This is a genomic window from Cedecea colo (genome assembly GCF_011808225.1).
Taxonomy (GTDB): Bacteria; Pseudomonadota; Gammaproteobacteria; order Enterobacterales; family Enterobacteriaceae; genus Dryocola; species Dryocola colo.
The window spans coordinates 21,166-43,691 of the sequence record NZ_SOYS01000009.1; the positions used below are offsets into that span (position 1 = coordinate 21,166).

Genomic DNA, 22,526 nt, shown 5'->3' on the forward strand with positions numbered 1-22,526 from the left:
ATGAACTATGATAAAACCTTTGGGATAACAACGGGGTGAATCATGAGTAATGGAGACATCGTGCGCTATGTCATCACCGTGAAATATAAAGAAGAGAGCCTGACCGACATTAACGAACTCAATAACCACCTGACACGCGGTGGTTTTTTGCTCACGATGAGCGACGACGAAGGTAAAGTTCACGAACTGGGGACAAATACTTTTGGCCTGGTGAGCGCGCTGACCGAGCAGGAAGTTGCGGAATTGGCAAAAGGGCTTGGCCATGTCGCGCTTGGCACCGAGCCAGAGGTGACCGTTACGACCTGGGAGAAGTGGAAAAAGTCACAGGCGTGACAAGGCTGTTCAGTTCCTGACCGGGATGTGCGTTGGTTCCAGGTTTTTACCCGGTTATAAGTGCAAGCTAATGATCTACCAGAGCAACTGGGGAGAAATATCATGTGGCAAGCCATCAGTCGTCTGTTAAGCGAGCAGTTGGGAGAGGCTGAAGTTGAACAACGCACCGAACTTCCCGGCGGGGAGATCCACGCGGCATGGCGGCTGCGTTACGCCGGTCACGAGATTTTTGTCAAAAGCGACGCTCGGGAGCTGCTGGCTGGTTTTACCGCAGAAGCCGATCAGCTTGAGCTTCTGGCGCGCAGCAATACCGTGCGGGTGCCAAAAGTTTGGGGAGTAGGCAGCGACCGGGATTACAGCTTCCTTTTGCTTGAATACCTGCCTGCTAAACCTCTTGATGCCCACAATGCTTTTCTGCTTGGGCAGCAGCTCGCGCGTCTGCATGAATGGAGCGATCAGCCCCAGTTTGGCCTCGATTTTGATAACGATCTTTCCACCACGCCTCAGCCCAACGCCTGGCAGCGTCGCTGGTCGACGTTTTTTGCCGAACAGCGCATCGGCTGGCAGCTGGAGATGGCGGCGGAAAAGGGAATTCATCTGGGCGATATCGACATGATTGTCGATTTTGTGCATCAGTTCCTTGCCTCGCATCAGCCGCAGGCTTCACTCCTGCACGGAGATTTATGGTCGGGAAACTGCGCGCTGGGACCGGACGGGCCGTTTATTTACGATCCCGCCTGCTACTGGGGCGACAGGGAGTGCGACCTGGCCATGCTGCCGTTGCATACGGACCAGCCCCCACAAATTTACGATGGCTACCAGTCCGTTTCTCCACTACCCGCAGGCTTTCTGGATCGTCAGCCCATCTACCAACTCTATACGCTGTTAAACCGCGCCATTCTGTTCGGCGGCCAGCATCTGGTGACCGCGCAAAAAGCGCTGGAGCGTGTACTGGCTGCGTAAGTCGGGTGGATGGATTGCCACTCCCGGCCAGGAGTGGCTTTTGGTCAGATAAAACCAAGCAGCGAGAAAAAGAAGTAACCTGCAATAATCACCACCACCGGCAGAATATAGAGCGGGAATATTTGTAGCAAAATCGTATGGCGCGGCACCACAATTTTGCCGTCAAGCTGCGCTTTGGTTAGCCCTTCCGGCCCTTTCGCCTGTTCCAGAATCAGCTGATCCTCAACGCCTTCACGCAGAAATTTTGCCTGGCGGCTCATGCGCGCGCCCGAAGCCTGTAACGCGAGACCGACAAAAATCAGCGCATAGATTACCCAGAACAATACGTTTGGCTGCTGGTGAAAGTCCGGCTGCGGCGAGTTGTACCAGAAAAAATTAAGGAATGGCGTATTAAAACGCATCATCTCAATCATCACGTGCGAGAAATCCAGCATGACGGCATTGATGCCCGGCTGCTTCTCGCTGTGTTGATACATAAATTTCAGAATTGAAATTAACGTTGAAATCACGGCCGGGATGAAAATCACCCAGCCGACCACGCGTTTAAGCACAGCGATGCGTCCAGCTTGTTGATACGTCATTCTTTCCCCTTGGTTAAGACGTAACTTACTCGCTCAAAGTCTACCTTGTCTCACCGTTTTTCGCCTGAGCTTTGCGGACGAAATTCATAAAAGCGGTGGCAACCGGCGGCTTTTCCCGCTATTCATAAGGGCGTCTCTTTAAATTGAATGCCGACAGGAGTCCTGATATGGCCGATACGCGCCAGGTTTTAGCTGCAATTTTTGATATGGACGGTTTACTGATTGATTCTGAACCGTTATGGGATGAAGCGGAGCTGGAGGTAATAGCCAGTATTGGTGTCGACATCACCCGCCGCAACGAGCTACCCGATACGCTCGGTCTGCGCATCGATCTGGTAGTTGACCTGTGGTTTGCCCAGCAGCCGTGGAACGGCCCAACGCGTGAAGAAGTCACCCAACGCATTATTACGCGTGCAATCAACCTGGTTGAAGAGCGCCGTCCGTTACTGCCGGGCGTACGTGAAGCCATTGCGCTTTGTAAAGTTCAGGGGCTTAAAGTTGGTCTGGCGTCCGCCTCTCCTTTGCATATGCTTGAACGCGTGCTGGAAATGTTTGATTTGCGCGAACAGTTTGACGCCCTCGCCTCTGCGGAACAGCTGGCTTACAGCAAACCGCATCCACAGGTTTATCTGGATGCTGCCGCAAAGCTGGGCGTCGATCCCCTGACGTGCGTCACGCTTGAAGACTCGGTCAACGGCATGATTGCCACTAAGGCCGCTCGTATGCGCTCTATTGTGGTGCCTGCTAAAGAAAACCGCAGCGATCCACGCTGGTGTCTGGCTAATGTGCAGCTTGATTCTTTGCTGGCGCTTTCAGCAAGCGACCTGGTCGGTTAATTTAAAGGGCGGGCCGCTCCGCCCTTTTACTAAACTTCAGTCACATATTATTGAAACACCATTTCAAATAAATTTGTAATTCTTCTAGCCCCTACCTATCCTAAGGGGACACGCGCTACGGCGCTCTCAAAGTCCACGGGGTAGCTATGATTCTCGACGCTTTTAATGTGCAGGGCAAAGTTGCGCTGGTCACCGGCTGTAACACGGGACTTGGTCAGGGGATGACCCTCGGCCTTGCCGAGGCCGGTTGCGATATTATCGGCGTAAGCCGCAAATTTCCTCACGACACCGCTGAAAAAGTTCAGGCGCTTGGCCGCCGTTTCACCGCCATTCAGGCAGATCTGAGCCAGCCCGACGTTATTCCCGGCCTCGTCGCAGAAGCCGTAGCGCGCATGGGAAAAATCGATATCCTGGTGAACAACGCCGGGACTATTCGCCGTGAAGATGCCCTTGAGTTCAGCGAAAAGAACTGGGATGAGGTGATGAATTTGAACATCAAGTCCCTCTTCTTCCTGTCACAGGCCGTGGCAAAACAGTTTATTAAACAAGGCAGCGGCGGCAAGATCATTAACATTGCATCAATGCTCTCATTCCAGGGCGGGATCCGCGTCCCGTCATATACCGCATCGAAAAGCGCGGTGTTGGGCGTCACGCGTCTGCTTGCTAACGAATGGGCGCAGTACAACATTAACGTTAATGCTATTGCACCGGGATATATGGCAACCGATAACACCAAGCAGCTGCGCGATGACGAAGCGCGGAGCAAGGAAATACTCGACCGCATCCCCGCAGGCCGCTGGGGGAAACCAGAGGATCTTCAGGGGACGGCAGTATTTCTGGCGTCGAGCGCCTCCGATTATATTAACGGTTATACGATTGCCGTTGATGGTGGATGGCTCGCGCGCTAAAGGATATCGCCGTCGCGCTTCCCTGACGGTGATAAAATGTTACAGCGTCACCTCTTCCGTCTACTGTATAAAATCCCTATACTGGATGAATCGACAGTTTTCATCCGGGTAGTATCATGACGGCGGAAGGCCATCTGCTTTTTTCTATAGCCTGTGCAGTATTTGCTAAAAACGCCGAACTCACTCCTGTACTGGCGCAAGGTGACTGGTGGCATATTGTGCCGTCTGCCATTTTGACCTGTCTGCTGCCGGATATCGATCATCCGAAGTCGTTTCTGGGCCAGCGCCTGCCTTGGTTGTCTAAACCCATTGCCCGCGCCTGCGGCCACCGGGGTTTTACCCATAGCCTGCTCGCCGTGTTTGCCGGCCTTGCCCTTTTTTATCTTAAGGTGCCGGAAAGCTGGGTCATTCCCGCAGATGCGTTGCAGGGCATGGTGCTGGGCTACCTGAGCCATATTCTCGCCGATATGCTAACGCCTGCGGGCGTGCCGCTGCTGTGGCCCTGCCGCTGGCGCTTTCGCTTCCCTATTGTCAGGCCACAAAAAGGCAACCAGCTGGAAAGGTTTCTGTGCATGGCGCTGTTCGGTTTAGCGGTATGGATGCCGCAGAGTTTGCCCGAAAATAGCGCAGTGCGCTGGTCGTCGCAGATGATAAATTCTTTGCAAACCTCCTTTAATAGCTTTTTAAATCACCACCTGGAACAATAACCAAGCGGCTTAGTTAATTTCGTAATAAACAATTCCTTTTGGATATAAGTGAGCGGCGTCTCATCTGGTAGGCTTTGCAGCATAAAGGTGGGCTTAGACCATCTGCTTACAAAAAATCAGGAGATACGGGGATGAATTTTCCACTTATAGCGAACGTTATTGTGTTCGTTATTCTGTTGCTGTTGCTGGCGCAAACCCGCCACAAACAGTGGAGTCTGGCGAAGAAAGTGCTGCTCGGCCTTGCGGTCGGCGTGGTATTTGGTATCGCCCTGCACACAATCTATGGCGCGGACAGCCAGACCCTGAAAGATTCGATTCAGTGGATTAACGTGGTCGGTAACGGCTATGTGCAACTGCTACAGATGATCGTCATGCCGCTAGTGTTTGTTTCCATTCTTAGCGCCGTGGCAAAACTGCATAATGCCTCTTCGCTGGGTAAAATCAGCTTCCTGACCATTGGCACACTGCTGTTCACCACGCTGGTTGCGGCGCTGGTCGGTGTGCTGGTCACCAACCTGTTCGGTTTAACCGCCGAAGGGCTGGTACAAGGCACGGCGGAAACCGCACGCCTGAGCGCCATTGAAACTAATTACGCAGGCAAAGTTGCGGACCTGTCCGTACCACAGCTTATCCTTTCCTTCGTACCGAAAAACCCCTTTGCCGACCTGACTGGCGCAAATCCAACGTCAATCATCAGCGTGGTTATCTTCGCCGCCTTCCTGGGCGTTGCTGCATTGAAGCTGTTGAAGGACGATGCGCCTAAAGGCGAGCGCGTGCTGGTTGCTATCGATACGCTGCAAAGCTGGGTAATGAAGCTGGTTCGTCTGGTTATGCAACTGACGCCTTACGGCGTGCTGGCGCTGATGACCAAGGTTGTGGCTGGCTCCAACCTGCAGGATATCATTAAACTGGGCAGCTTCGTGGTCGCCTCTTATCTGGGTCTGGCCATCATGTTTGGCGTTCACGCCCTGCTGCTTGCCGTTAACGGCGTAAGCCCGTTGAAATACTTCCGCAAGGTATGGCCGGTGCTGACTTTTGCTTTCACCAGCCGTTCCAGCGCTGCAAGTATTCCACTGAATGTTGAAGCGCAAACTCGTCGTCTGGGCGTGCCGGAATCTATCGCAAGCTTTGCCGCCTCTTTCGGCGCCACTATCGGTCAGAACGGCTGTGCGGGTCTCTATCCTGCGATGCTGGCGGTAATGGTTGCCCCAACGGTTGGCATTAATCCGCTTGATCCGCTGTGGATTGCCACGCTGGTTGGTATCGTCACCGTCAGTTCCGCCGGCGTTGCCGGTGTAGGCGGTGGAGCAACCTTTGCCGCGCTGATTGTGCTGCCAGCCATGGGCCTGCCGGTTACCCTGGTTGCCCTGCTGATTTCGGTTGAACCACTGATTGATATGGGCCGTACCGCGCTGAACGTAAGCGGCTCTATGACTGCAGGGACTATCACCAGCCAGTTAATGAAACAGACCGATAAAGATATCCTGAACAGCGAAGAAGAGACCGAGCTTGCTCACCGCTAACGATCGCTGTGGCCCGGCCTGATAGGTTGACACTATTCAGGACGGGTCAAAGGTGAAAGGCCGCACGTTCTGCGGCCTTCAGGTTGCTGACAAAGAAGGAAAAAGCGTGTTTTTTCCTTCTTTGTGGTTATTTGCCGAAAATCAATCAATTGATTTTGCTGTTAATTTTAGGGTGACATCTTTCAGAACTTCATAAGCTATGAGGTTTGTCATCAGTCTCAAGGCCGCACATTCTGCGGCCTTTTTTTATATCTCAATTTCCTGACGAACCTGCGTCGCCCAGCGCTGCGCGGCCTCCGGCAGCGTGAAAGGTGGAGACTGGCGGAACGCGTCTCCGACCAGCACAAAAGCCACATATTTATTTCGCAGCAACCAGACATCACTGAACCCTTCTACCCGCCAGGCATGCGAAGGCGGCGCGGGTTCAACGCGCGGTTGATAGGTTATGACGGGGCGTGTATTGGGCTGGCGCAGTGGTTTCATAGGCAATGGCATTCGAAGAAAGATAAGTGAACAACACTGCTATGATAGCGGATCGCTTAACGCTCGTCGCCTGCAGAAACGGCAGAGTTATCACGTTGTTCTATAGTTAGAGGGGTTTTATTCATATAACGACCTGGTTAAACGGCCGTGAAAACAGGAGATGAGTTCAAATGTCGACGCATGATAAACAACCGCTTAGTCACAGCGCACCGATTCACGATGCCAGTGAATCCAAACCTGGCATGGATTCACTGGCCCCGGAAGATGGCTCTCACCGTCCGGCCCAGGAGCCCACGCCACCGGGAGCACAGCCTACCGCAGCAGGCAGCTTTAAAAGCCCGGACACCTCGAATGAAAAGCTGAAATCTCTCGACGGTCATCGTAAAGACGGTGAAAATTTCCCCCTGACCACCAACCAGGGCGTGCGCATTGCCGACGATCAAAACTCCCTGCGTGCCGGTACCCGTGGGCCGACGCTGCTGGAAGATTTTATCCTGCGGGAAAAAATCACCCATTTTGACCATGAGCGTATCCCCGAGCGTATCGTTCATGCCCGCGGCTCTGCTGCGCACGGCTTCTTCCAGCCTTACAAAAATTTATCAGATATAACTAAAGCAGATTTCCTCTCCGACCCGGACAAAATCACGCCTGTTTTTGTGCGTTTCTCAACGGTTCAGGGCGGCGCAGGTTCGGCTGATACGGTGCGCGACATCCGTGGTTTCGCCACTAAGTTTTACACCGAAGAAGGCATTTTCGATTTAGTCGGCAACAATACGCCAATTTTTTTCATTCAGGATGCGCATAAATTTCCCGACTTCGTTCACGCCGTGAAACCAGAGCCGCACTGGGCCATTCCTCAAGGGCAAAGCGCGCACGATACCTTATGGGATTACGTCTCGCTGCAGCCTGAAACTTTGCATAACATCATGTGGGCAATGTCCGATCGCGGCATCCCCCGCAGCTATCGCACCATGGAAGGCTTTGGCATTCATACCTTCCGTATGATTAACGCCGAGGGAAAAGCTACTTTTGTCCGTTTCCACTGGAAACCTGTAGCCGGTAAAGCTTCGCTGCTGTGGGATGAGTCACAAAAACTCACCGGACGTGACCCGGACTTCCATCGTCGCGACCTGTGGGAATCCATTGAAGCCGGTGATTTTCCGGAATACGAACTGGGCTTGCAATTGATCCCGGAAGAGGACGAATTCAAATATGATTTTGACCTTCTCGACCCAACGAAACTGATCCCTGAGGAGCTGGTTCCGGTACAGCTGGTCGGTAAAATGACCCTTAACCGTAACCCGGATAGCTTCTTTGCCGAGAATGAACAGGCCGCATTCCACCCGGGCCACATCGTCCCCGGCGTGGATTTCAGTAACGATCCGCTGTTGCAGGGGCGTCTGTTCTCCTATACGGATACGCAAATCAGCCGCCTGGGCGGGCCAAACTTCCATGAAATTCCAATTAATCGCCCGGTTTGTCCTTACCATAACTTCCAGCGCGACGGCATGCATCGCATGGATATTGACAGCAACCCGGCTAACTATGAACCAAACTCCATCAACGACAACTGGCCGCGCGAAACGCCGCCGGGGCCAAAACGGGGCGGCTTCGAAAGCTATCAGGGGCGTGTTGAAGGTCATAAAATCCGTGAGCGCAGCCCTTCGTTTGGGGAATATTATTCCCAGCCGCGCCTGTTCTGGCAGAGCCAGACGCCGGTGGAACAGCAGCACATTATCGGGGCATTCAGCTTTGAGCTTTCCAAAGTGGTTCGCCCTTACATTCGCGAACGCGTGGTGGATCATCTCACCCATATTGATATTTCGCTGGCTCAACCGGTTGCGGAAAACCTCGGCATTGAACTGTCCGATGAACAAATGCATGTCGCGCCGCCAAAAGACGTTAACGGGCTGAAAAAAGATGCCAGCCTGAGCCTGTATGCCGTGCCAACCGGGAACGTCAAAGGCCGCGTAGTGGCCATTTTGCTGAGTGAAAATGCCAGGGCAGCGGATATATTAGCCATCGTGCAGGGGCTCAAAGCGCAGGGCGTTCACGCCAAACTGCTCTTCTCAAGGATGGGGCAAATCACGGCCGATGACGGTTCAATTGTGCCGGTCGCCGCCACGTTCGCCGGTTCGCCGTCTGTGAGCGTGGATGCGGTAATCGTGCCCGGCGGTAACTTAGGCTCTATTCTGGATAATGGCGATGCGGCTTATTATCTGCTGGAAGCCTATAAGCACCTGAAGGTAATCGGTCTGGCCGGTGATGCCCGCAAGTTTAAAGCAAAATTAGGTATCGACGATCAGGGAGAAGAAGGCGTGGTGGAAGCCGATGATATGACGGGTAATTTTATGAGTGAATTCCTGAAATTACTTGCGGCACATCGCGTCTGGTCGCGGAGTAATAAAGTCGCACATATTCCAGCCTAAAAAAACGGGCCATAACCCGCTGGCTCTGGCCAGTTTTCTCAGCGTTGAATTTTTATTTTGGCCGTCAGAAATAAAAAAAGCCCGGGCACGATAATAATCGTTCTCGGGCTTTTTTATTACTGCACGTTAGCTGCTCCGGGTTAACCCATCTTCGCTATCGTAACGCACAGGCAACGTATTAGTTAGCTGTAATTACAGCGCAACCACGTTTGCAGCAGCAGGACCTTTAGCACCATTTTCAACGGTGAATTTTACCTTCTGGCCTTCTTCGAGCGTTTTGAAGCTGTCGCTCTGAATAGCGGAGAAGTGTACGAACACGTCTTTGCTGCCGTCGTCAGGGCTGATAAAACCGAAGCCTTTATCAGCGTTAAACCATTTTACTAAACCAGTCAGTTGGGTAGACATAGATACTTCCTCAAAAAATTTTCATCGCTACGTTGTAGCACCATGGTCTGCGTTTCAGAATAACTTATGGGCTTTAGGAGGAGACTCACGGAGAAGAGGTATCTGAGGATAACGCTTGAACTGAGAACTGCTTTACTAAAATGCTTTACATAAGGTCTGATGAACAAACCGAGGACGCTATTAACGCACGACGCTATTTTTTAAGCAAGCTTAATTTCGCGCCAATCCGCACAAATACATTTCTTTACTCTCAGTGCTTAAATAACGAAGCGAAAAAACCGCCTGCCGGCAGGCGGTTTTTAAAAATTGAATTATTTATTAGTAGCCTGCGGATCGGTATCATATTCCGCACAGCTCTGATAACCGGAATTCATTACGTGGCCGGTTTCGTCAAGGGCTACGAAATAGGTTTCGGTTTTACCGTCACGCTGGCCCAGAATATAGGTCTGGCAAGTACCACGAGCGTGGATCATTGTCACTTCTGAGGAAGGTTTACCCGCTACCTGCTGCACCTGTTCACGGCTCATGCCTTTTTTCACATCTTTTACAACCGGCGTGGTTACCTGATCTTTAGTACGATCGTAAGCGGTACAACCCGCCAGCATAGTCATCACAGCCGCTGCACTTAAAATTCCTGCTAAAGTCTTGTTCATATTATATCCTCGTTTTATCGCTATATTGCTAACGCGTGTAAGGTAAGCCTGGAATATAAAAGAACATTTATCAACTTGTTAGCTAAAATGAATAGAAATTAGGACAATTGGCTATAGCTGCGCTAACGGCGCTTTATCGCTCTGTATCAGGCTGACTGAGCAGCTATCCTGAGCCAGGAGTCTTGTCGTTTTAGCCACAAAGGGGTAGTTTTAACAGATCTGTTTTTTTGCTGCCTGCACGTTGCAGGTGCACCGCAACCGGAGGGGTTAAATGACTCTGCAACAAGAGATTATTCAGGCTTTAGGCGTAAAACCACAGGTAGACCCGCAGCAGGAGATCCGCGTCAGCGTCAATTTTCTGAAAGCGTATCTGAAAACCTATCCGTTTATTAAAACGCTGGTGCTCGGCATCAGCGGCGGTCAGGATTCAACCCTTGCCGGCAAACTCTGCCAGACGGCTATCAACGAGCTGCGCGCGGAAAGCGGTGATAAAAGCTACCAGTTTATTGGCGTACGTCTGCCGTTTGGCGTGCAATTTGATGAACAGGATTGTCAGGACGCCATCGCATTTATCCAGCCCGATCAAGTGCTAACGGTAAATATCAAAGCAGCCGTATTAGCCAGCGAAGAAGCATTGCGCGATGCGGGTATTGAACTGAGCGATTTTGTACGCGGCAATGAAAAAGCCCGCGAGCGCATGAAAGTCCAGTACAGCATCGCCGGCATGACCAACGGCGTGGTGGTCGGCACCGACCATGCAGCCGAAGCCGTTACGGGATTCTACACAAAATATGGCGACGGCGGCACCGACATCAACCCGCTTTTCCGCCTCAACAAACGTCAGGGTAAATTACTCCTGAAAACCCTCGGTTGCCCGGAACATCTCTACAAGAAAGCGCCAACGGCGGATCTGGAAGACGATCGCCCTTCTCTGCCGGATGAAGTCGCGCTGGGTGTCAGCTACGAGAACATCGACGATTATCTGGAAGGTAAACCGCTGGACGGCGTCATCAGCTCCCTCATTGAAGGCTGGTACAACAAAACGGAACATAAGCGTCGTCCGCCGATTACCGTTTTTGATGATTTCTGGAAAAATAAATAACGCTGTTCGGGCGGATAGCGCAGGCTTATCCGCCCTTCTTTTGAGAGGCACATGGACAGTTCTTCGCAACGCGCCACCCTTTTCGGCCTTCTGGCCATTCTCCTCTGGAGCACTTCCGTTGGCCTGCTGCGCAGCATCAGCGAACAATTTGGCCCCGTCAGTGGCGCGGCGCTTATCTATACCGTTAGCGCCGTTTGCCTGTGCCTTGCACGCGGGCTCCCCAAAATTCGCGAGCTGCCGCCACGCTATTTGTGGATTGGTGGAGCGCTGTTTGTTACCTACGAGATCTTCCTTGCCTTAGCTATTGGTCTTGCCCACAGCCGCAGCCAGTCTCTTGAACTGGGTATGATTAACTATCTTTGGCCCAGCCTGACTATCGTTCTGGCCTTGTTTATCAACCAGCAGCGTGCAGGCCTCTGGCTGTGGCCCGGGCTTGCGCTTTCTCTGGCTGGCATTATTCGGGTTATGAAAGGGGACGGCGCCTGGTCACCCGCGCAGATGGGGCAGAACATCGTCGATAATCCTCTGGCTTATGGCCTTGCGTTTGCAGCAGCGTTGATTTGGGCGCTCTACTGCAACCTCACCCGCCGCTGGAGCCTGGGTAAAAATGGCGTCTCGCTTTTCTTCTGCGCGACCGCGCTGGTGCTCTGGGGAAAATATTCTTTTGTAAACGCAGCGCCGTTGCATTTTACTTTCTCCGCCACGCTGCAACTGCTGTTTATGGGCGTTTCTACGGCCGTTGCTTACTCGGCGTGGAACGCCGGTATTCAGCGCGGCAATATGGCGCTGTTAGCCACCGCTTCCTACTTCACACCCGTACTTTCTGCCTTTATCGCCAGCCTCTGGCTGGGCCTGCATCCCGGCTGGCCTTTCTGGCAGGGCGTCGCGATGGTGGTGGGCGGCTCGCTGCTCTGCTGGCTTGCCACGAGACGCCACGGATAAATTGCGGCTTTTTTGCGCTCTGCTTCCCTGATAGACTGTACAGGCAACCAGTATTCAGGAGTTAACCAGTGGTAAGGCGTGTCAGCGCACCGCGCATGCAGTTTGAAGCAGCAGCAGTTTACGAATATCCCGAACATTTACGCTCCTGGCTTGAGGATTTACCTAAAGCGCCCGGGGTGTATGTTTTTCACGGTGAAAGCGATGTCATGCCGCTCTATATTGGCAAAAGCGTCAATATCCGCAGCCGCGTGATGTCCCATTTTCGCACGCCAGACGAAGCAGCCCTGCTGCGTCAGTCCCGCCGCATTACCTTTATCCGCACGGCGGGCGACCTGGGCGCGCTGCTGCTTGAAGCCCAGATGATCAAAGAACAACAGCCGCTGTTTAATAAACGCCTGCGCCGCAATCGTCAGCTTTGCTCACTCCAGTTTGAAGGTGGCAAACCGCAGGTAGTTTACGCCCGCGACGTGGATTTTTCCCTGCAAACAAACTTATATGGTCTTTATGCAAACCGCCGCGCCGCACTGCAAACTCTGCAAACGCTGGCGGATGAGCATCAGCTTTGTTATGGCCTGCTGGGGCTGGAAGCTCTGAGCGCCGGGCGCGCCTGCTTCCGTGCCGGGTTAAAACGCTGTGCGGGCGCCTGCTGCGGACGGGAAACCGTTGCAACCCATCACGCGCGTTTTCTGGCCGCAATGGAACGTATTCGGGTCATCTGCTGGCCGTGGCGAGGCCCGGTCGGGCTAAAAGAATCCGGCCCGGATATTACCCAATATCACATTATCGATAGCTGGTTTTATCTGGGTTCGGTAGAGAATTTAGAGGAAGCAAACAGGCTCGCCGCGCCGCCAAAAGGCTTTGATAACGATGGCTACAAGATTTTGTGCAAGCTGGTCATGAGCGGAGACTACGAAGTGGTGGAGCTTTCCCGCGCCACCACTTTGTAATCAATTACTTCATCATCGGCAGTTTTAATTCATGCTCCCGGGCGCAGGCAACTGCGCTTTCGTAGCCTGCATCCGCATGGCGCATTACGCCCGTTGCCGGATCGTTCCACAGCACACGTTCCAGGCGCGCATCGGCTTCCGGCGTGCCATCGGCAACGATTACCACCCCGGCATGCTGCGAGAAGCCCATTCCCACGCCGCCGCCGTGATGCAGACTCACCCATGTCGCCCCGCCTGCGGTATTCAGCAATGCATTAAGCAACGGCCAGTCGGATACCGCATCAGAGCCATCCTTCATCGCTTCCGTTTCGCGATTTGGTGAAGCGACCGAGCCACAGTCCAGATGATCGCGCCCAATGACAATGGGTGCCTTCAGCTCGCCGTTGCGCACCATTTCGTTAAAGGCCAGGCCAGCCTTGTGGCGCTCGCCCAGCCCCAGCCAGCAAATGCGCGCTGGCAGCCCCTGGAAGGCAATACGCTCCTGCGCCATATCCAGCCAGCGGTGCAGGTTCTGGTTATCCGGGAATAGTTCCTTGAGTTTCGCATCGGTTTTAGCGATATCCTCCGGGTCTCCGGAAAGCGCCACCCAGCGGAATGGACCTTTACCTTCGCAAAACAGCGGGCGAATGTAAGCCGGAACAAAGCCCGGAAAATCAAACGCGTTTTTCACGCCTTCATCAAAAGCAACCTGACGGATGTTGTTGCCGTAATCTACCGTCGGCACGCCCATCTGCCAGAAATCCAGCATCGCCTGCACGTGTATCGCCATAGAAGCGCGGGCCGCTTTCTCAACCGCTTTCGGCTGAGCTGTTCGCTCCTGCTGCCAGCGCTCCACCGACCAGCCAGCCGGCAGATAGCCGTTTACCGGATCGTGTGCGGATGTTTGATCGGTGACGATATCCGGCCGGATGCCGCCTGCTTTTGCGCGCTTTACCAGCTCCGGCAAGAGCTCGGCAACGTTACCCAGCAGCCCGACGGAGATCGCTTTTTTCTGCGCGTTGGCCTGCTCAATCATCTCCAGCGCTTCTTCAAGCGTGGTGGCTTTATAATCGAGATAGCGGGTGCGCAGCCGGAAGTCGATGCGCGACTCCTGGCACTCAATCGCCAGTACCGATGCACCGGCCAGCACGCCTGCCAGCGGCTGCGCACCGCCCATACCGCCCAGCCCGGCCGTCAGTATCCATTTCCCTTTCAGGTCGCCGTTGTAATGCTGACGCCCTGCTTCTGCAAAGGTTTCAAACGTGCCCTGCACGATGCCCTGCGCACCGATATAGATCCACGAACCAGCCGTCATCTGGCCATACATCATCAGCCCGGCCTGGTCCAGCTTGTGGAAGCTATCCCAGTTCGCCCAGTGCGGCACCAGGTTAGAGTTGGCGATTAGCACCCGCGGCGCATCCGTATGCGTGCGGAAAATCCCGACCGGTTTCCCGGATTGTACAAGCAGCGTTTCATCGGCCTTAAGCGCGCGCAGCGAGGCCAAAATTTGCTCAAAGCACTCCCAGTTACGGGCGGCTTTACCAATTCCGCCGTAAACCACCAGATCTTCCGGCCTTTCAGCAACGTTCGGATCCAGGTTGTTCTGGATCATGCGGTATGCCGCTTCGATCAGCCAGTTTTCGCAGTGCAGCTCTGTGCCGTGCGGCGCGCGCACCGTGCGGGCTACCGCCTGTTTTACTGATTCAGTCATTATGACTCCCGGTATCAGGCCGAAGTAGAAGGAAGAAGGTTAACGATGGCCTGCGGCCAGTTATCGCTTGCGCCCCACCGGCGCATCTGCTCAATATCCGGCGCCAGCAGGCGATCTTTTTCAAGGAAGGCCACGTGCTGGCGAATGTCGCTGAAAATCTCTTCCATTAACGGAGAGCTGCGCAGCGGGCGAGAAAATTCTATGCCCTGCGCTGCCGCCATCGCTTCAATTCCCACCACTGCGGCGGTGTTAAAACACATGGAACCCAGGCGACGTGCGGCATAGGTCGCCATCGAAACGTGATCTTCCTGGTTTGCAGAAGTTGGCAGGCTATCAACGCTGCCCGGATGGGCGAGAGATTTATTTTCGGAAGCAAGCGCCGCCGCCGTGACCTGGGCAATCATAAAACCTGAGTTAATCCCGCCTTCTTTAACAAGGAACGGCGGCAGGCCGGACAGGCCGGTATCCAGCAGTAAAGCAAGACGGCGCTCGGAAATCGCCCCTATTTCCGCGATGGCCAGCGCGAGGATATCCGCTGCAAACGCTACCGGCTCAGCATGGAAGTTACCGCCGGAAATGACCTCGCCCGTGTCGCTGAACACCAGCGGATTATCGGAAGCCGCGTTAGCTTCCGTCTGCAATACACGCGCCGCGTGACGCAGGTTATCCAGACACGCTCCCATGACCTGGGGCACGCAGCGGATGGAGTAAGGATCCTGTACACGCCCGCAGTGCTGGTGCGAGTCGACAATCTCGCTGCCTGCAAGCAGCGTGCGAACCGCTGCGGCCACGTCGATTTGCCCCGTCTGCCCGCGAGCCTCATGAATACGGGCATCTAATGGTTTTACCGAACCTTTGATAGCTTCAAGAGATAGCGCACCGGCCACCAGCCCGGCGGCAAAAATTTTCTCGCCTTCAAACAGGCCGCGCAGCGCAAGCGCGGTAGAAACCTGGGTGCCATTAAGCAACGCCAGGCCCTCTTTCGGCCCCAGCACAAGCGGCTCGACGCCCGCCTGCCTCAGCCCCTGCGGCGCAGGAATTTCCTCACCGTTCACACGCACATTGCCTTCACCGAGCAGCATCAGCGAAAGGTGCGCCAGTGGCGCAAGATCGCCTGATGCGCCTACGGAACCCTTCTCCGGGATAACAGGCATCACGCCCGCGTTAAACAAGCGCAGCAAACTGTCGATGACCTGAAGCCGCACGCCAGAATGCCCGCGGGCCAGGCTAATAACTTTGCTCGCCATCACCAGACGCACCACGTCATCGGGCAGAGCCTCACCCAGCCCAACGCTGTGCGACAGCACCAGGTTTCTTTGCAGTTCAGCAAGCCGATCGTTATCGATAGTGGTTTGTGCCAGCTTGCCAAACCCGGTATTAATGCCGTAAACCACATCGCCGTGCTTAACAATGGCTTCTACCGTTTGCTGCGCGCGCTCAACGGCCGCGATAGCCTGTGAGTCAAGCTCCAGCGTGACGTTACCATGATAAATATCGCGTAGCGCGGCAAGCGAGACGTGGCCTGGCGTGAGAGTACAACGCTTCTTTTGCATCGACATGTTTATATCCTGTTGGCATCAATTCAATGAACATATAGGGTTGTATAGACAACTTACCCAATAAACCAAAAGGTCCGCCAGTCGGACGCAGGTAATTTTTATCGAACAGTGAGCGAGATCGCGCTTAACAGGTAAAAAATGAAGGACAAAACAGGTCTGAACAACGACCTTTGGAGCAGTGACAAGCCGCCATCAGCTTGCTTCCCGCGCCTATTTATCAGCGTGTGAAGCAGGCAATAATCAGCCAGATCCGCAGCGGGGCCTGGCTGCCGCATCAGCGGGTGCCGTCAGAAACTGAACTGGTGAATGCGCTTAACGTCAGCCGCATGACAATTAACCGCGCGCTGCGTGAATTAACGGGTGAAGGCTGGCTGGTGCGCATGCAGGGCGTGGGGACTTTTGCCGCGGAACTCAAAGGCCATACGGCCATGATTGAGGTGCGCAGTATTGCCGAGGAGATTGCCGCGCGCGGTCACCATTCCCGCAAGCATATAGTGGTATTAGAGCAGGTAGCGGCGAGCGAGGAACTTGCGCGCCTTCTCCGTTCAGCCCGGCGAGCCGCTGTTTTATTCGCAGATGGTTCATTACGATAACGATGAGGCCGTGCAGCTTGAAACGCGCTACGTTAACCCGTCGCTTGCGGCAGCCTATCTCCAGCAGGATTTTCGGCTGTTCACCCCGCACCACTAATTAAGCCAGCTTGCGCCATTAACCGCCGGGGAATATGTCGTCGAAGCCGTGCTGGCAGATGAAACGCAGCAGGCGCTGCTGGAGGTCACGGCCCGGCAGCCGTGCTTGCTGGTTAAACGCCGCACCTGGCACCATGCGCAGGCGGTCACGGTGGCCCGGCTGCTGTATCCGGGCTCGCGTTATCAACTGCCAGGAAGTTTTATCGGGCAGTGATTACAGGTAGGTTATTTCGCTAAACAGCAGTTGCCCTTCAGATTTCAACAGGCGCAGCGTGTGGCGACCATCCTGCCACCATGCGCCCTGATCGTGCGACAAAAGCTTATTACCCAGCTGCCATTCGCCGCTCAGCACATAAACGATGCCGCCGCGTGGAGCAAAAGTGGTAAAGGTGCGGTCGGCAACGCGCACTTTCGCCCGGCAGCGATCGCGGCGCGTCATCACGTTGAAATCCATCGACATACCGTGGGTTAGTTCAGCCTTCACCACCTGCTCACCCGCAAACGAAAACGGCTGATGCCGCTTAAGCGTATGGTGAAAGGCTTTCCCGCCGTCAAGGATCACCTCGCCTCCCTCAAGCAGCGTGATAACCCGGTCGATTTGCGGGAAGGCGGAAAACTCGCCGCTGCTCGCAATAGAAGCAATACTTGCACGCCAGTTAAAATCACGGGTTGCAGGCGGAAAGCAGCAAATCTCGCGGGTTTCCCCGGCGCCGTTGCGCCACAGGCTGACTGGCACTTTCCGAATATCGAAGAATTCCATTACTACTCCTGAAGGCTGCGCATCACCTGCGCAAATTGTGTAAAGCTGTGCTCATCAAGTGGGTGCCGCCTGTCAGTTATCACCTGCCTTCCGGCAACCCACACGTCTCTTATTTGTTCTCTTTGCCCGCCAAACAGCCAGCGGTTTATCAGCGCGTAATCTTCTATATTTTCCAGCCACGCGTCGCGCTCCAGAACCAGCCAGTCCGCCCTGAAACCCGGCGCGATAACGCCCATCTGCACACCGCACGCCTGCGATCCCCCGGCCGCCGCCTGCCGCCAGAGCACTTCCCCCACCTGGGGCAACGTCGGCAAAACGATCCTATTGCGGCGGCGGTCTCTGAGACGCTGGCCGTATTCGAGCCAGCGCAGCTCTTCCAGCGCGTTAACCGACACATGGCTGTCCGAGCCGATTCCCCAGTGGCCGCCCTGGGCGATAAAATCATTGGCCGGGAAAATGCCGTCGCCGAGGTTCGCCTCGGTTGTCGGGCACAAACCCGCCACCGAACGGCTTTCGACAATCTGCGTTACTTCATCGGCCGCCAGATGCGTTGCGTGAATCAGGCACCAGCGATCGTCCACCGCAAAGCGGTTATAGAGCCAGTTTACCGGCCGTTCACCGCTCCATGCGAGGCAGTCGTTGACCTCTTTCTCCTGTTCGGCGATATGGATATGCACCGGCAGGCGATAATCGCTGGCCTCAAGCACGTCTTCCATTTGCTCCTGCGTAACGGCGCGCAGCGAGTGGAAACAGAGCCCCTGATTGATACGGGGATAATGACGCAACGCCTTTTCCAGCGCGTGTTGTTGACGCAGATAACGATCGACATCCTGAATAAAACGTTTCTGACCGGCCTGCGGCGGCTGCGCGCCAAACCCGGCATAGCTGTACAGAACCGGAAGCAGCGTCTGACCGATGCCACTGTTATCGGCAGCGACAACGAGTTGCTGTAGCATCATATCGCCGGTGGCATAAGGTTTGCCATTAACGTCGTGATGTAAATAATGAAATTCTGCGACCTGCGTATAGCCACCCTTTAGCATGTCGATATACAGACGCGTGGCAATCGCCCCTACCTGCTCCGGGGTGAGCTTTTGCACCATGCGGTACATCAAATCGCGCCACGTCCAGAAGCTGTCCTGCGGATTGCCCGCCACTTCGGTCAGGCCCGCCATCGCTCGCTGAAAAGCGTGTGAATGTAAATTTACCATTGAAGGAATGACCACGCCGGGCAGCAGCGTTGCCCCTTCCGCAGAGGCCCCGGCAGCGATATGGGTGATGGTTCCCTGCTCGTTGACGGTAATACGCACATGATGTCCCCACCCCTGAGGAAGCATCACACTCGGTGCAAAATAAGCCGGCATAGTTTCGGTTCCTTCTCTTAACGGTGACAATGGTTTAGCGATAAATCCACGCCGAGGCAAAACAAATTTATTCCCGCCCGCAAAGGGTGCGAAAAATTTGTGTGGCATGCGACAAATTGCTGCAACAAAGCGGCCAACATAAGCTACGACTGTTGATGAATTTAGCGTGCTGTGCCAGGTTGTTTGTCATTGTCTATACAACCCGATGCGGAGAAGGTTATGTCCTCCCCTGTTTCCTGCGATAGCCTCTGGAGCGGTGCCACCTTCGTCACCATGAAAGCGGGGCAATATCACTTCATTGAAAATGGCGCGCTCGCCGTACAGCACGGCAAAATAATCTGGCTGGGACCGAAAGACGCCATGCCGGAAATCATCGCCGCTGAACACCACCATTTTGACGGCGGTATTGTGTTGCCGGGCTTTATCGACTGCCATACACATCTGGTGTTCGGCGGTGACCGCAGTGCCGAGTTTGAAAAGCGTCTTAATGGCGTGAGCTATGCACAGATAGCGGCCCAGGGCGGAGGTATCCTCTCAACCGTGCGCGCCACCAGAACGGCAAGCGAGGATGAATTACTTGCCAGCGCCCGTCAGCGTCTTAGCCACCTGCTGGCTGAAGGTGTGACCACGGTTGAAATAAAATCCGGCTACGGGCTGGATATCGATAACGAAATCAAGATGCTGCGGGTGATCCGCAAGCTTGGCGAGCAGGAACCGGTTGAAATTTATGCCACCTGCCTTGCCGCCCACGCGATACCGCCTGAATTTAACGGTGACGGCGATGCATGGATTGAGGTGGTTTGTGAACAGCTATTACCCCGCGTCGCGCAGGAAAAGCTTGCTGATGCCGTAGATGCTTTTTGTGAACATCTGGCTTTTACTCCCCCACAAACCGCAAAAGTGTTTGCCGCTGCGCGCGAACTTGGCCTGCCGGTAAAACTTCATGCCGAGCAGCTTTCCCCGCTTGCAGGCAGCAGCCTCGCCGCGAGCTTTAACGCGCTTTCCGCCGATCATCTTGAGTACGCAACGGATGAAGACGCCAGGGCGATGGCCGCAGGCAACACGGTAGCCGTGCTGCTGCCGGGCGCCTTCTATTTACTGCGAGAAAAGCAACGCCCGCCGGTAGAAGCGTTTCGTAAATATGGCGTGCCGATGGCCGTCGCAAGCGACGCTAATCCCGGCACCTCACCCGCCCTGTCGCTACGCCTGATGTTGAATATGGCCTGTACGCTGTTTGGCCTAACGCCTGAAGAAGCGCTGGCCGGCGTGACGCTCCACGCAGCACAGGCGCTTGGTATTCAGGCCAGCCACGGCAGCCTTGAACCCGGCAAGGTCGCCAACTTTGTGCACTGGCCCGTGGCGCGTCCTGCGGAGCTGGTCTACTGGCTGGGGGGACAATTGCCCTGCAGCGTAATTTATCAGGGGGTCAGACGTGAAAGCAGCTTATGAATTTACGCCAGGGAAACTGCCACGGCCGTTTTAAAGGCGGTTATATTACACGAGCCTATGGCAACCCGGCCAGCGGCGTACACGCCGTGCAGCTGGAGCTGGCCCAGTGCAATTATATGGACGAAGAAGCACCGTTCGGCTGGCGCCACGATCGGGCGGCACGATTGCAGTCGCTGCCTGAAGCGCTTATTCGCGCCATGCTGACCAGCGCGCAGCAGATTGCATAAAAGAAAACCGCCGGTCCTGTCCACAGCGGCTACGCTATTGTGGACAGGACCGGCGGTCTTAAGTCAGTCGACCAGTTATTCCTGATCTGCAGGCATTTTACCTTCATGCGCCGGGCGTTCTGTCAGACGCTTCTCAAAATCGGCATTAAATTGCTTTTTCTGCTCAGGGGTCAGAATGTTATAGATTTTATTCTGCGTTTCCATATGGGCAAGCATGCGCGCTTTATTCTGCTCGGCCATTTTATCTACCTGAGCCTGTGCTTTCGCCTTGTCGAAGCTGTCGCTGGCGATAATGCTGTGCGCCGCACGACGTTCTTCTAAGGATGGACGTTCCATTTTACCGCGCTGCGCTTTCATGATGTCGCGCACCTGCTGTTTCTGCGCATCGGTCAGGTTAAGGTTTTTGAACATCATATCGTGGTGCCCACCGCGCGGACCTTTATGATGCATCATTGGCGCGTCAGTTTTTGCCGCAGTGGCGGGAGTGGTATCTGCCGCGTGAGCCAGGTTTGCCGCGCCCAGAGCCAGAGTTGAAGCAACAAAGAGAGCTGTTAATTTACGCATATTATTTTTCCTTTCATTTTGCCCGTTATCTTTTCTGCTACAGCGGCGTTGGCTTTACATCTTCCTGCTGAACACTTAACAAACTAAGCTCCCAGGACTTTTATGCTTGCCGCCTTGCCGTAACAGAAAACCTATAGGGCAATGATAATGACGACTGGTTTGTCGTGTTGACGAGATTGAGTTTACGGGCTTAATCGTCAAGGAGTTGGCCGAATTAGTAAAGCATTGAAAGTGTAAAAAACACTATTGCGTCAATTATGAAGAAAATAAGAATTAATGCGCACTTAATTGCAACAGAATATAACAACCCGATGATTTTAAAGAAATTATGGAGGGAGTGTATAGTAATTTTGCTGCCTGATAAAGCAGCAAGTTAAGATTAATCCGCATATAAACGCCGATTCCGATAATTTGTTAGCTTCCGCCGGGAAGCTAACGGTAATTATATTTCACGCAGCATTAATCCTGCCCGTAGCCCGGGAGCCACGTTAGGGTTAGGGAATAAAACAAATTCTTTATCTTCTTTAACGATATATCGCGTATCACCATCTTCTGCGAGCAGGGTGTCTTTCGGAAAGGCGGTAAAGTTTTGCGTTTGCGCGCCCATATGCAACACAAAAGATTCAGTCTGCCGGGTAATCTGTTGGGCCACTTCATAACGTAGCGGCTCGCCTTCAGCAACAGGAACCTCTCCACCGATTAACAGCGCGTTCAGCGCCTGTTTCGTCACCGCAAACTGGCTGAGATCGTTCTCCCCGAATGGCTGCGCCTTGCCCAGCTCCAGCGTGCAGCTAAGCGCCGTAAAATGCTCGTTGCTGAAATGACTGAACGTGCCGCCCGGTTCTTTATGGAACACCAGCGCCTGAAGTCCGGCGCAGCCGAGCCACGCAAGAAACGCCTCATCGTAAGGTAAAGGGCGCGCAGGCAGCACGCCGAAACGAGGATGATATGAGCTACGGATTGCGGTATGCATATCGAGATGCCAGAGAATAGTTTCATCCCCCTGCGACCAGAACAGCTCCAGCGCATGCTCCAGACGGCAGGCCCGCTGCGTTTCGATACTTTCCGGGAACTGCTGCCAGCGGCCGCCAAACATACGGTTCATATCGCTGTGCATAAAGCGTTTGTTGCTGCGCAAAGCGGCGGGATTGCCGAGGATCACCAGCAAGCGCCACTGTAGCGCCAGCTTGCCCGCCAGCAAATCGTCTATCAGCTGCGCGAGTATTTCTACCGGCGCAGTTTCGTTGCCGTGAATGCCGGCCGACAGCACCAGCGCCTTTGCCACGGGCTGATGCGGCGTAAGCGTTAAGATACCTTCATCGCACCACTGCCAGTGCAGATGGGCATTTTTACCTTCGGTTTGCGTTGGCGCTTTCCCCGCCAGGGTCTGCGCCAGAAAATCCAGCATTGTG

General features: G+C 54.3%; 21 protein-coding genes and 2 pseudogenes. 13 read left to right on the top strand and 10 right to left on the bottom strand.

From position 1 onward, the window contains the following. Positions 1–42 precede the first annotated feature (42 nt). Positions 43–333 (top strand): type V toxin-antitoxin system endoribonuclease antitoxin GhoS, encoded by a 291-nt coding sequence (ghoS, locus tag E2L00_RS16865; protein ID WP_167613693.1) that lies wholly within the window; start codon positions 43–45, stop codon positions 331–333. A gap of 102 nt (positions 334–435) precedes the next feature. Next, positions 436–1,296 carry a fructosamine kinase family protein gene (locus E2L00_RS16870; protein ID WP_167613695.1) on the top strand — a complete coding sequence of 287 codons (861 nt, stop codon included), beginning with the start codon at positions 436–438 and terminating at the stop codon, positions 1,294–1,296. Positions 1,297–1,340: 44 nt separating this feature from the next. On the opposite strand, the gene E2L00_RS16875 is transcribed toward E2L00_RS16870, so the two are convergent. Further along, positions 1,341–1,877, bottom strand: a complete 537-nt coding sequence (locus E2L00_RS16875; RefSeq protein ID WP_167613697.1) for a YniB family protein — start codon at positions 1,875–1,877, stop codon at positions 1,341–1,343. Between the two features lie 167 nt (positions 1,878–2,044). Between E2L00_RS16875 and hxpB the strand changes: the two genes are divergently transcribed. The 4 genes from hxpB (at position 2,045) to E2L00_RS16895 (ending at position 5,851) form a co-directional block, all read left to right on the top strand. After that, positions 2,045–2,713 (top strand): hexitol phosphatase HxpB, encoded by a 669-nt coding sequence (gene hxpB / locus E2L00_RS16880; protein WP_167613700.1) that lies wholly within the window; start codon positions 2,045–2,047, stop codon positions 2,711–2,713. 146 nt (positions 2,714–2,859) lie between these two features. Then, the gene (gene kduD, locus E2L00_RS16885; RefSeq protein ID WP_167613702.1) at positions 2,860–3,621 is read left to right on the top strand and encodes a 2-dehydro-3-deoxy-D-gluconate 5-dehydrogenase KduD; all 762 of its coding nucleotides are present in this window, start codon (positions 2,860–2,862) and stop codon (positions 3,619–3,621) included. Positions 3,622–3,737: 116 nt separating this feature from the next. Beyond that, the gene (locus tag E2L00_RS16890; protein ID WP_167613704.1) at positions 3,738–4,328 is read left to right on the top strand and encodes a metal-dependent hydrolase; all 591 of its coding nucleotides are present in this window, start codon (positions 3,738–3,740) and stop codon (positions 4,326–4,328) included. Between the two features lie 131 nt (positions 4,329–4,459). Continuing rightward, on the top strand, positions 4,460–5,851 hold the full coding sequence (locus tag E2L00_RS16895; protein WP_167613706.1) for an L-cystine transporter: 1,392 nt from the start codon (positions 4,460–4,462) through the stop codon (positions 5,849–5,851). A gap of 246 nt (positions 5,852–6,097) precedes the next feature. On the opposite strand, the gene cedA is transcribed toward E2L00_RS16895, so the two are convergent. Continuing rightward, positions 6,098–6,334 (bottom strand): cell division activator CedA, encoded by a 237-nt coding sequence (gene cedA, locus E2L00_RS16900; RefSeq protein ID WP_167613708.1) that lies wholly within the window; start codon positions 6,332–6,334, stop codon positions 6,098–6,100. A gap of 170 nt (positions 6,335–6,504) precedes the next feature. Between cedA and katE the strand changes: the two genes are divergently transcribed. Continuing rightward, positions 6,505–8,763 carry a catalase HPII gene (gene katE / locus E2L00_RS16905; protein WP_167613710.1) on the top strand — a complete coding sequence of 753 codons (2,259 nt, stop codon included), beginning with the start codon at positions 6,505–6,507 and terminating at the stop codon, positions 8,761–8,763. A gap of 192 nt (positions 8,764–8,955) precedes the next feature. On the opposite strand, the gene cspE is transcribed toward katE, so the two are convergent. Together cspE and osmE are read right to left on the bottom strand one after the other, a co-directional pair. Continuing rightward, positions 8,956–9,168 carry a transcription antiterminator/RNA stability regulator CspE gene (gene cspE / locus E2L00_RS16910; RefSeq protein ID WP_167613712.1) on the bottom strand — a complete coding sequence of 71 codons (213 nt, stop codon included), beginning with the start codon at positions 9,166–9,168 and terminating at the stop codon, positions 8,956–8,958. Positions 9,169–9,479: 311 nt separating this feature from the next. Continuing rightward, complete coding sequence (gene osmE / locus E2L00_RS16915; RefSeq protein ID WP_167613714.1) at positions 9,480–9,821, bottom strand: osmotically-inducible lipoprotein OsmE; 342 nt, start codon at positions 9,819–9,821, stop codon at positions 9,480–9,482. A 271-nt stretch (positions 9,822–10,092) separates the two neighbouring features. Here osmE and nadE point away from each other — a divergent pair, with 271 nt between their 5' ends. From nadE to cho, 3 genes are all read left to right on the top strand, one after another. Beyond that, a complete protein-coding gene (gene nadE / locus E2L00_RS16920; RefSeq protein ID WP_167613717.1) occupies positions 10,093–10,923 on the top strand; it encodes an ammonia-dependent NAD(+) synthetase in 831 nt (276 codons plus the stop codon). Positions 10,924–10,974: 51 nt separating this feature from the next. Then, positions 10,975–11,865 (top strand): aromatic amino acid DMT transporter YddG, encoded by an 891-nt coding sequence (yddG, locus tag E2L00_RS16925; protein WP_167613720.1) that lies wholly within the window; start codon positions 10,975–10,977, stop codon positions 11,863–11,865. Between the two features lie 68 nt (positions 11,866–11,933). Further along, a complete protein-coding gene (cho, locus tag E2L00_RS16930; RefSeq protein WP_167613722.1) occupies positions 11,934–12,812 on the top strand; it encodes an excinuclease Cho in 879 nt (292 codons plus the stop codon). Positions 12,813–12,816: 4 nt separating this feature from the next. On the opposite strand, the gene hutU is transcribed toward cho, so the two are convergent. Both hutU and hutH read right to left on the bottom strand, forming a co-directional pair. Further along, entirely contained in the window at positions 12,817–14,502 is a 1,686-nt protein-coding gene (gene hutU / locus E2L00_RS16935) for a urocanate hydratase (RefSeq protein WP_167613724.1), read from the bottom strand. Between the two features lie 14 nt (positions 14,503–14,516). After that, positions 14,517–16,061, bottom strand: a complete 1,545-nt coding sequence (gene hutH / locus E2L00_RS16940; RefSeq protein WP_167613726.1) for a histidine ammonia-lyase — start codon at positions 16,059–16,061, stop codon at positions 14,517–14,519. A 191-nt stretch (positions 16,062–16,252) separates the two neighbouring features. Between hutH and hutC the strand changes: the two are divergent. Then, positions 16,253–16,964 (top strand): annotated as a pseudogene (gene hutC / locus E2L00_RS16945) (histidine utilization repressor). Here the strand turns inward: hutC and ves are convergent. After that, complete coding sequence (ves, locus tag E2L00_RS16950; protein WP_167613728.1) at positions 16,965–17,510, bottom strand: environmental stress-induced protein Ves; 546 nt, start codon at positions 17,508–17,510, stop codon at positions 16,965–16,967. Between the two features lie 2 nt (positions 17,511–17,512). Continuing rightward, on the bottom strand, positions 17,513–18,874 hold the full coding sequence (locus E2L00_RS16955) for a formimidoylglutamate deiminase (RefSeq protein ID WP_167613730.1): 1,362 nt from the start codon (positions 18,872–18,874) through the stop codon (positions 17,513–17,515). 219 nt (positions 18,875–19,093) lie between these two features. On the opposite strand from E2L00_RS16955, the gene hutI reads away from it, so the two are divergent. Next, on the top strand, positions 19,094–20,323 hold the full coding sequence (hutI, locus tag E2L00_RS16960) for an imidazolonepropionase (protein WP_167613732.1): 1,230 nt from the start codon (positions 19,094–19,096) through the stop codon (positions 20,321–20,323). Positions 20,324–20,343: 20 nt separating this feature from the next. Beyond that, positions 20,344–20,550, top strand: a pseudogene (locus E2L00_RS16965) (N-formylglutamate amidohydrolase); the annotation flags it as partial. 75 nt (positions 20,551–20,625) lie between these two features. On the opposite strand, the gene spy reads toward E2L00_RS16965, so the two are convergent. Both spy and astE read right to left on the bottom strand, forming a co-directional pair. Continuing rightward, positions 20,626–21,114: an ATP-independent periplasmic protein-refolding chaperone Spy gene (gene spy, locus E2L00_RS16970; RefSeq protein WP_167613736.1), complete on the bottom strand. Its 489-nt coding sequence runs from the start codon at positions 21,112–21,114 to the stop codon at positions 20,626–20,628. A 442-nt stretch (positions 21,115–21,556) separates the two neighbouring features. Next, complete coding sequence (gene astE / locus E2L00_RS16975; RefSeq protein WP_167613738.1) at positions 21,557–22,522, bottom strand: succinylglutamate desuccinylase; 966 nt, start codon at positions 22,520–22,522, stop codon at positions 21,557–21,559. Between the last annotated feature and the right edge of the window lie 4 nt (positions 22,523–22,526).

Bases quoted from the DNA above. Each gene is read 5' to 3' on its own strand.
- cspE (WP_167613712.1), bottom strand. From the start codon at position 9,168: ATGTCTACCCAACTGACTGGTTTAGTAAAATGGTTTAACGCTGATAAA.
- spy (WP_167613736.1), bottom strand. From the start codon at position 21,114: ATGCGTAAATTAACAGCTCTCTTTGTTGCTTCAACTCTGGCTCTGGGC.
- E2L00_RS16955 (WP_167613730.1), bottom strand. From the start codon at position 18,874: ATGCCGGCTTATTTTGCACCGAGTGTGATGCTTCCTCAGGGGTGGGGA.
- hxpB (WP_167613700.1), top strand. From the start codon at position 2,045: ATGGCCGATACGCGCCAGGTTTTAGCTGCAATTTTTGATATGGACGGT.
- cedA (WP_167613708.1), bottom strand. From the start codon at position 6,334: ATGAAACCACTGCGCCAGCCCAATACACGCCCCGTCATAACCTATCAA.
- yddG (WP_167613720.1), top strand. From the start codon at position 10,975: ATGGACAGTTCTTCGCAACGCGCCACCCTTTTCGGCCTTCTGGCCATT.
- ves (WP_167613728.1), bottom strand. From the start codon at position 17,510: ATGGAATTCTTCGATATTCGGAAAGTGCCAGTCAGCCTGTGGCGCAAC.
- E2L00_RS16895 (WP_167613706.1), top strand. From the start codon at position 4,460: ATGAATTTTCCACTTATAGCGAACGTTATTGTGTTCGTTATTCTGTTG.
- hutI (WP_167613732.1), top strand. From the start codon at position 19,094: ATGTCCTCCCCTGTTTCCTGCGATAGCCTCTGGAGCGGTGCCACCTTC.
- kduD (WP_167613702.1), top strand. From the start codon at position 2,860: ATGATTCTCGACGCTTTTAATGTGCAGGGCAAAGTTGCGCTGGTCACC.
- E2L00_RS16875 (WP_167613697.1), bottom strand. From the start codon at position 1,877: ATGACGTATCAACAAGCTGGACGCATCGCTGTGCTTAAACGCGTGGTC.
- katE (WP_167613710.1), top strand. From the start codon at position 6,505: ATGTCGACGCATGATAAACAACCGCTTAGTCACAGCGCACCGATTCAC.
- astE (WP_167613738.1), bottom strand. From the start codon at position 22,522: ATGCTGGATTTTCTGGCGCAGACCCTGGCGGGGAAAGCGCCAACGCAA.
- hutU (WP_167613724.1), bottom strand. From the start codon at position 14,502: ATGACTGAATCAGTAAAACAGGCGGTAGCCCGCACGGTGCGCGCGCCG.
- E2L00_RS16890 (WP_167613704.1), top strand. From the start codon at position 3,738: ATGACGGCGGAAGGCCATCTGCTTTTTTCTATAGCCTGTGCAGTATTT.
- hutH (WP_167613726.1), bottom strand. From the start codon at position 16,061: ATGTCGATGCAAAAGAAGCGTTGTACTCTCACGCCAGGCCACGTCTCG.
- nadE (WP_167613717.1), top strand. From the start codon at position 10,093: ATGACTCTGCAACAAGAGATTATTCAGGCTTTAGGCGTAAAACCACAG.
- ghoS (WP_167613693.1), top strand. From the start codon at position 43: ATGAGTAATGGAGACATCGTGCGCTATGTCATCACCGTGAAATATAAA.
- E2L00_RS16870 (WP_167613695.1), top strand. From the start codon at position 436: ATGTGGCAAGCCATCAGTCGTCTGTTAAGCGAGCAGTTGGGAGAGGCT.
- osmE (WP_167613714.1), bottom strand. From the start codon at position 9,821: ATGAACAAGACTTTAGCAGGAATTTTAAGTGCAGCGGCTGTGATGACT.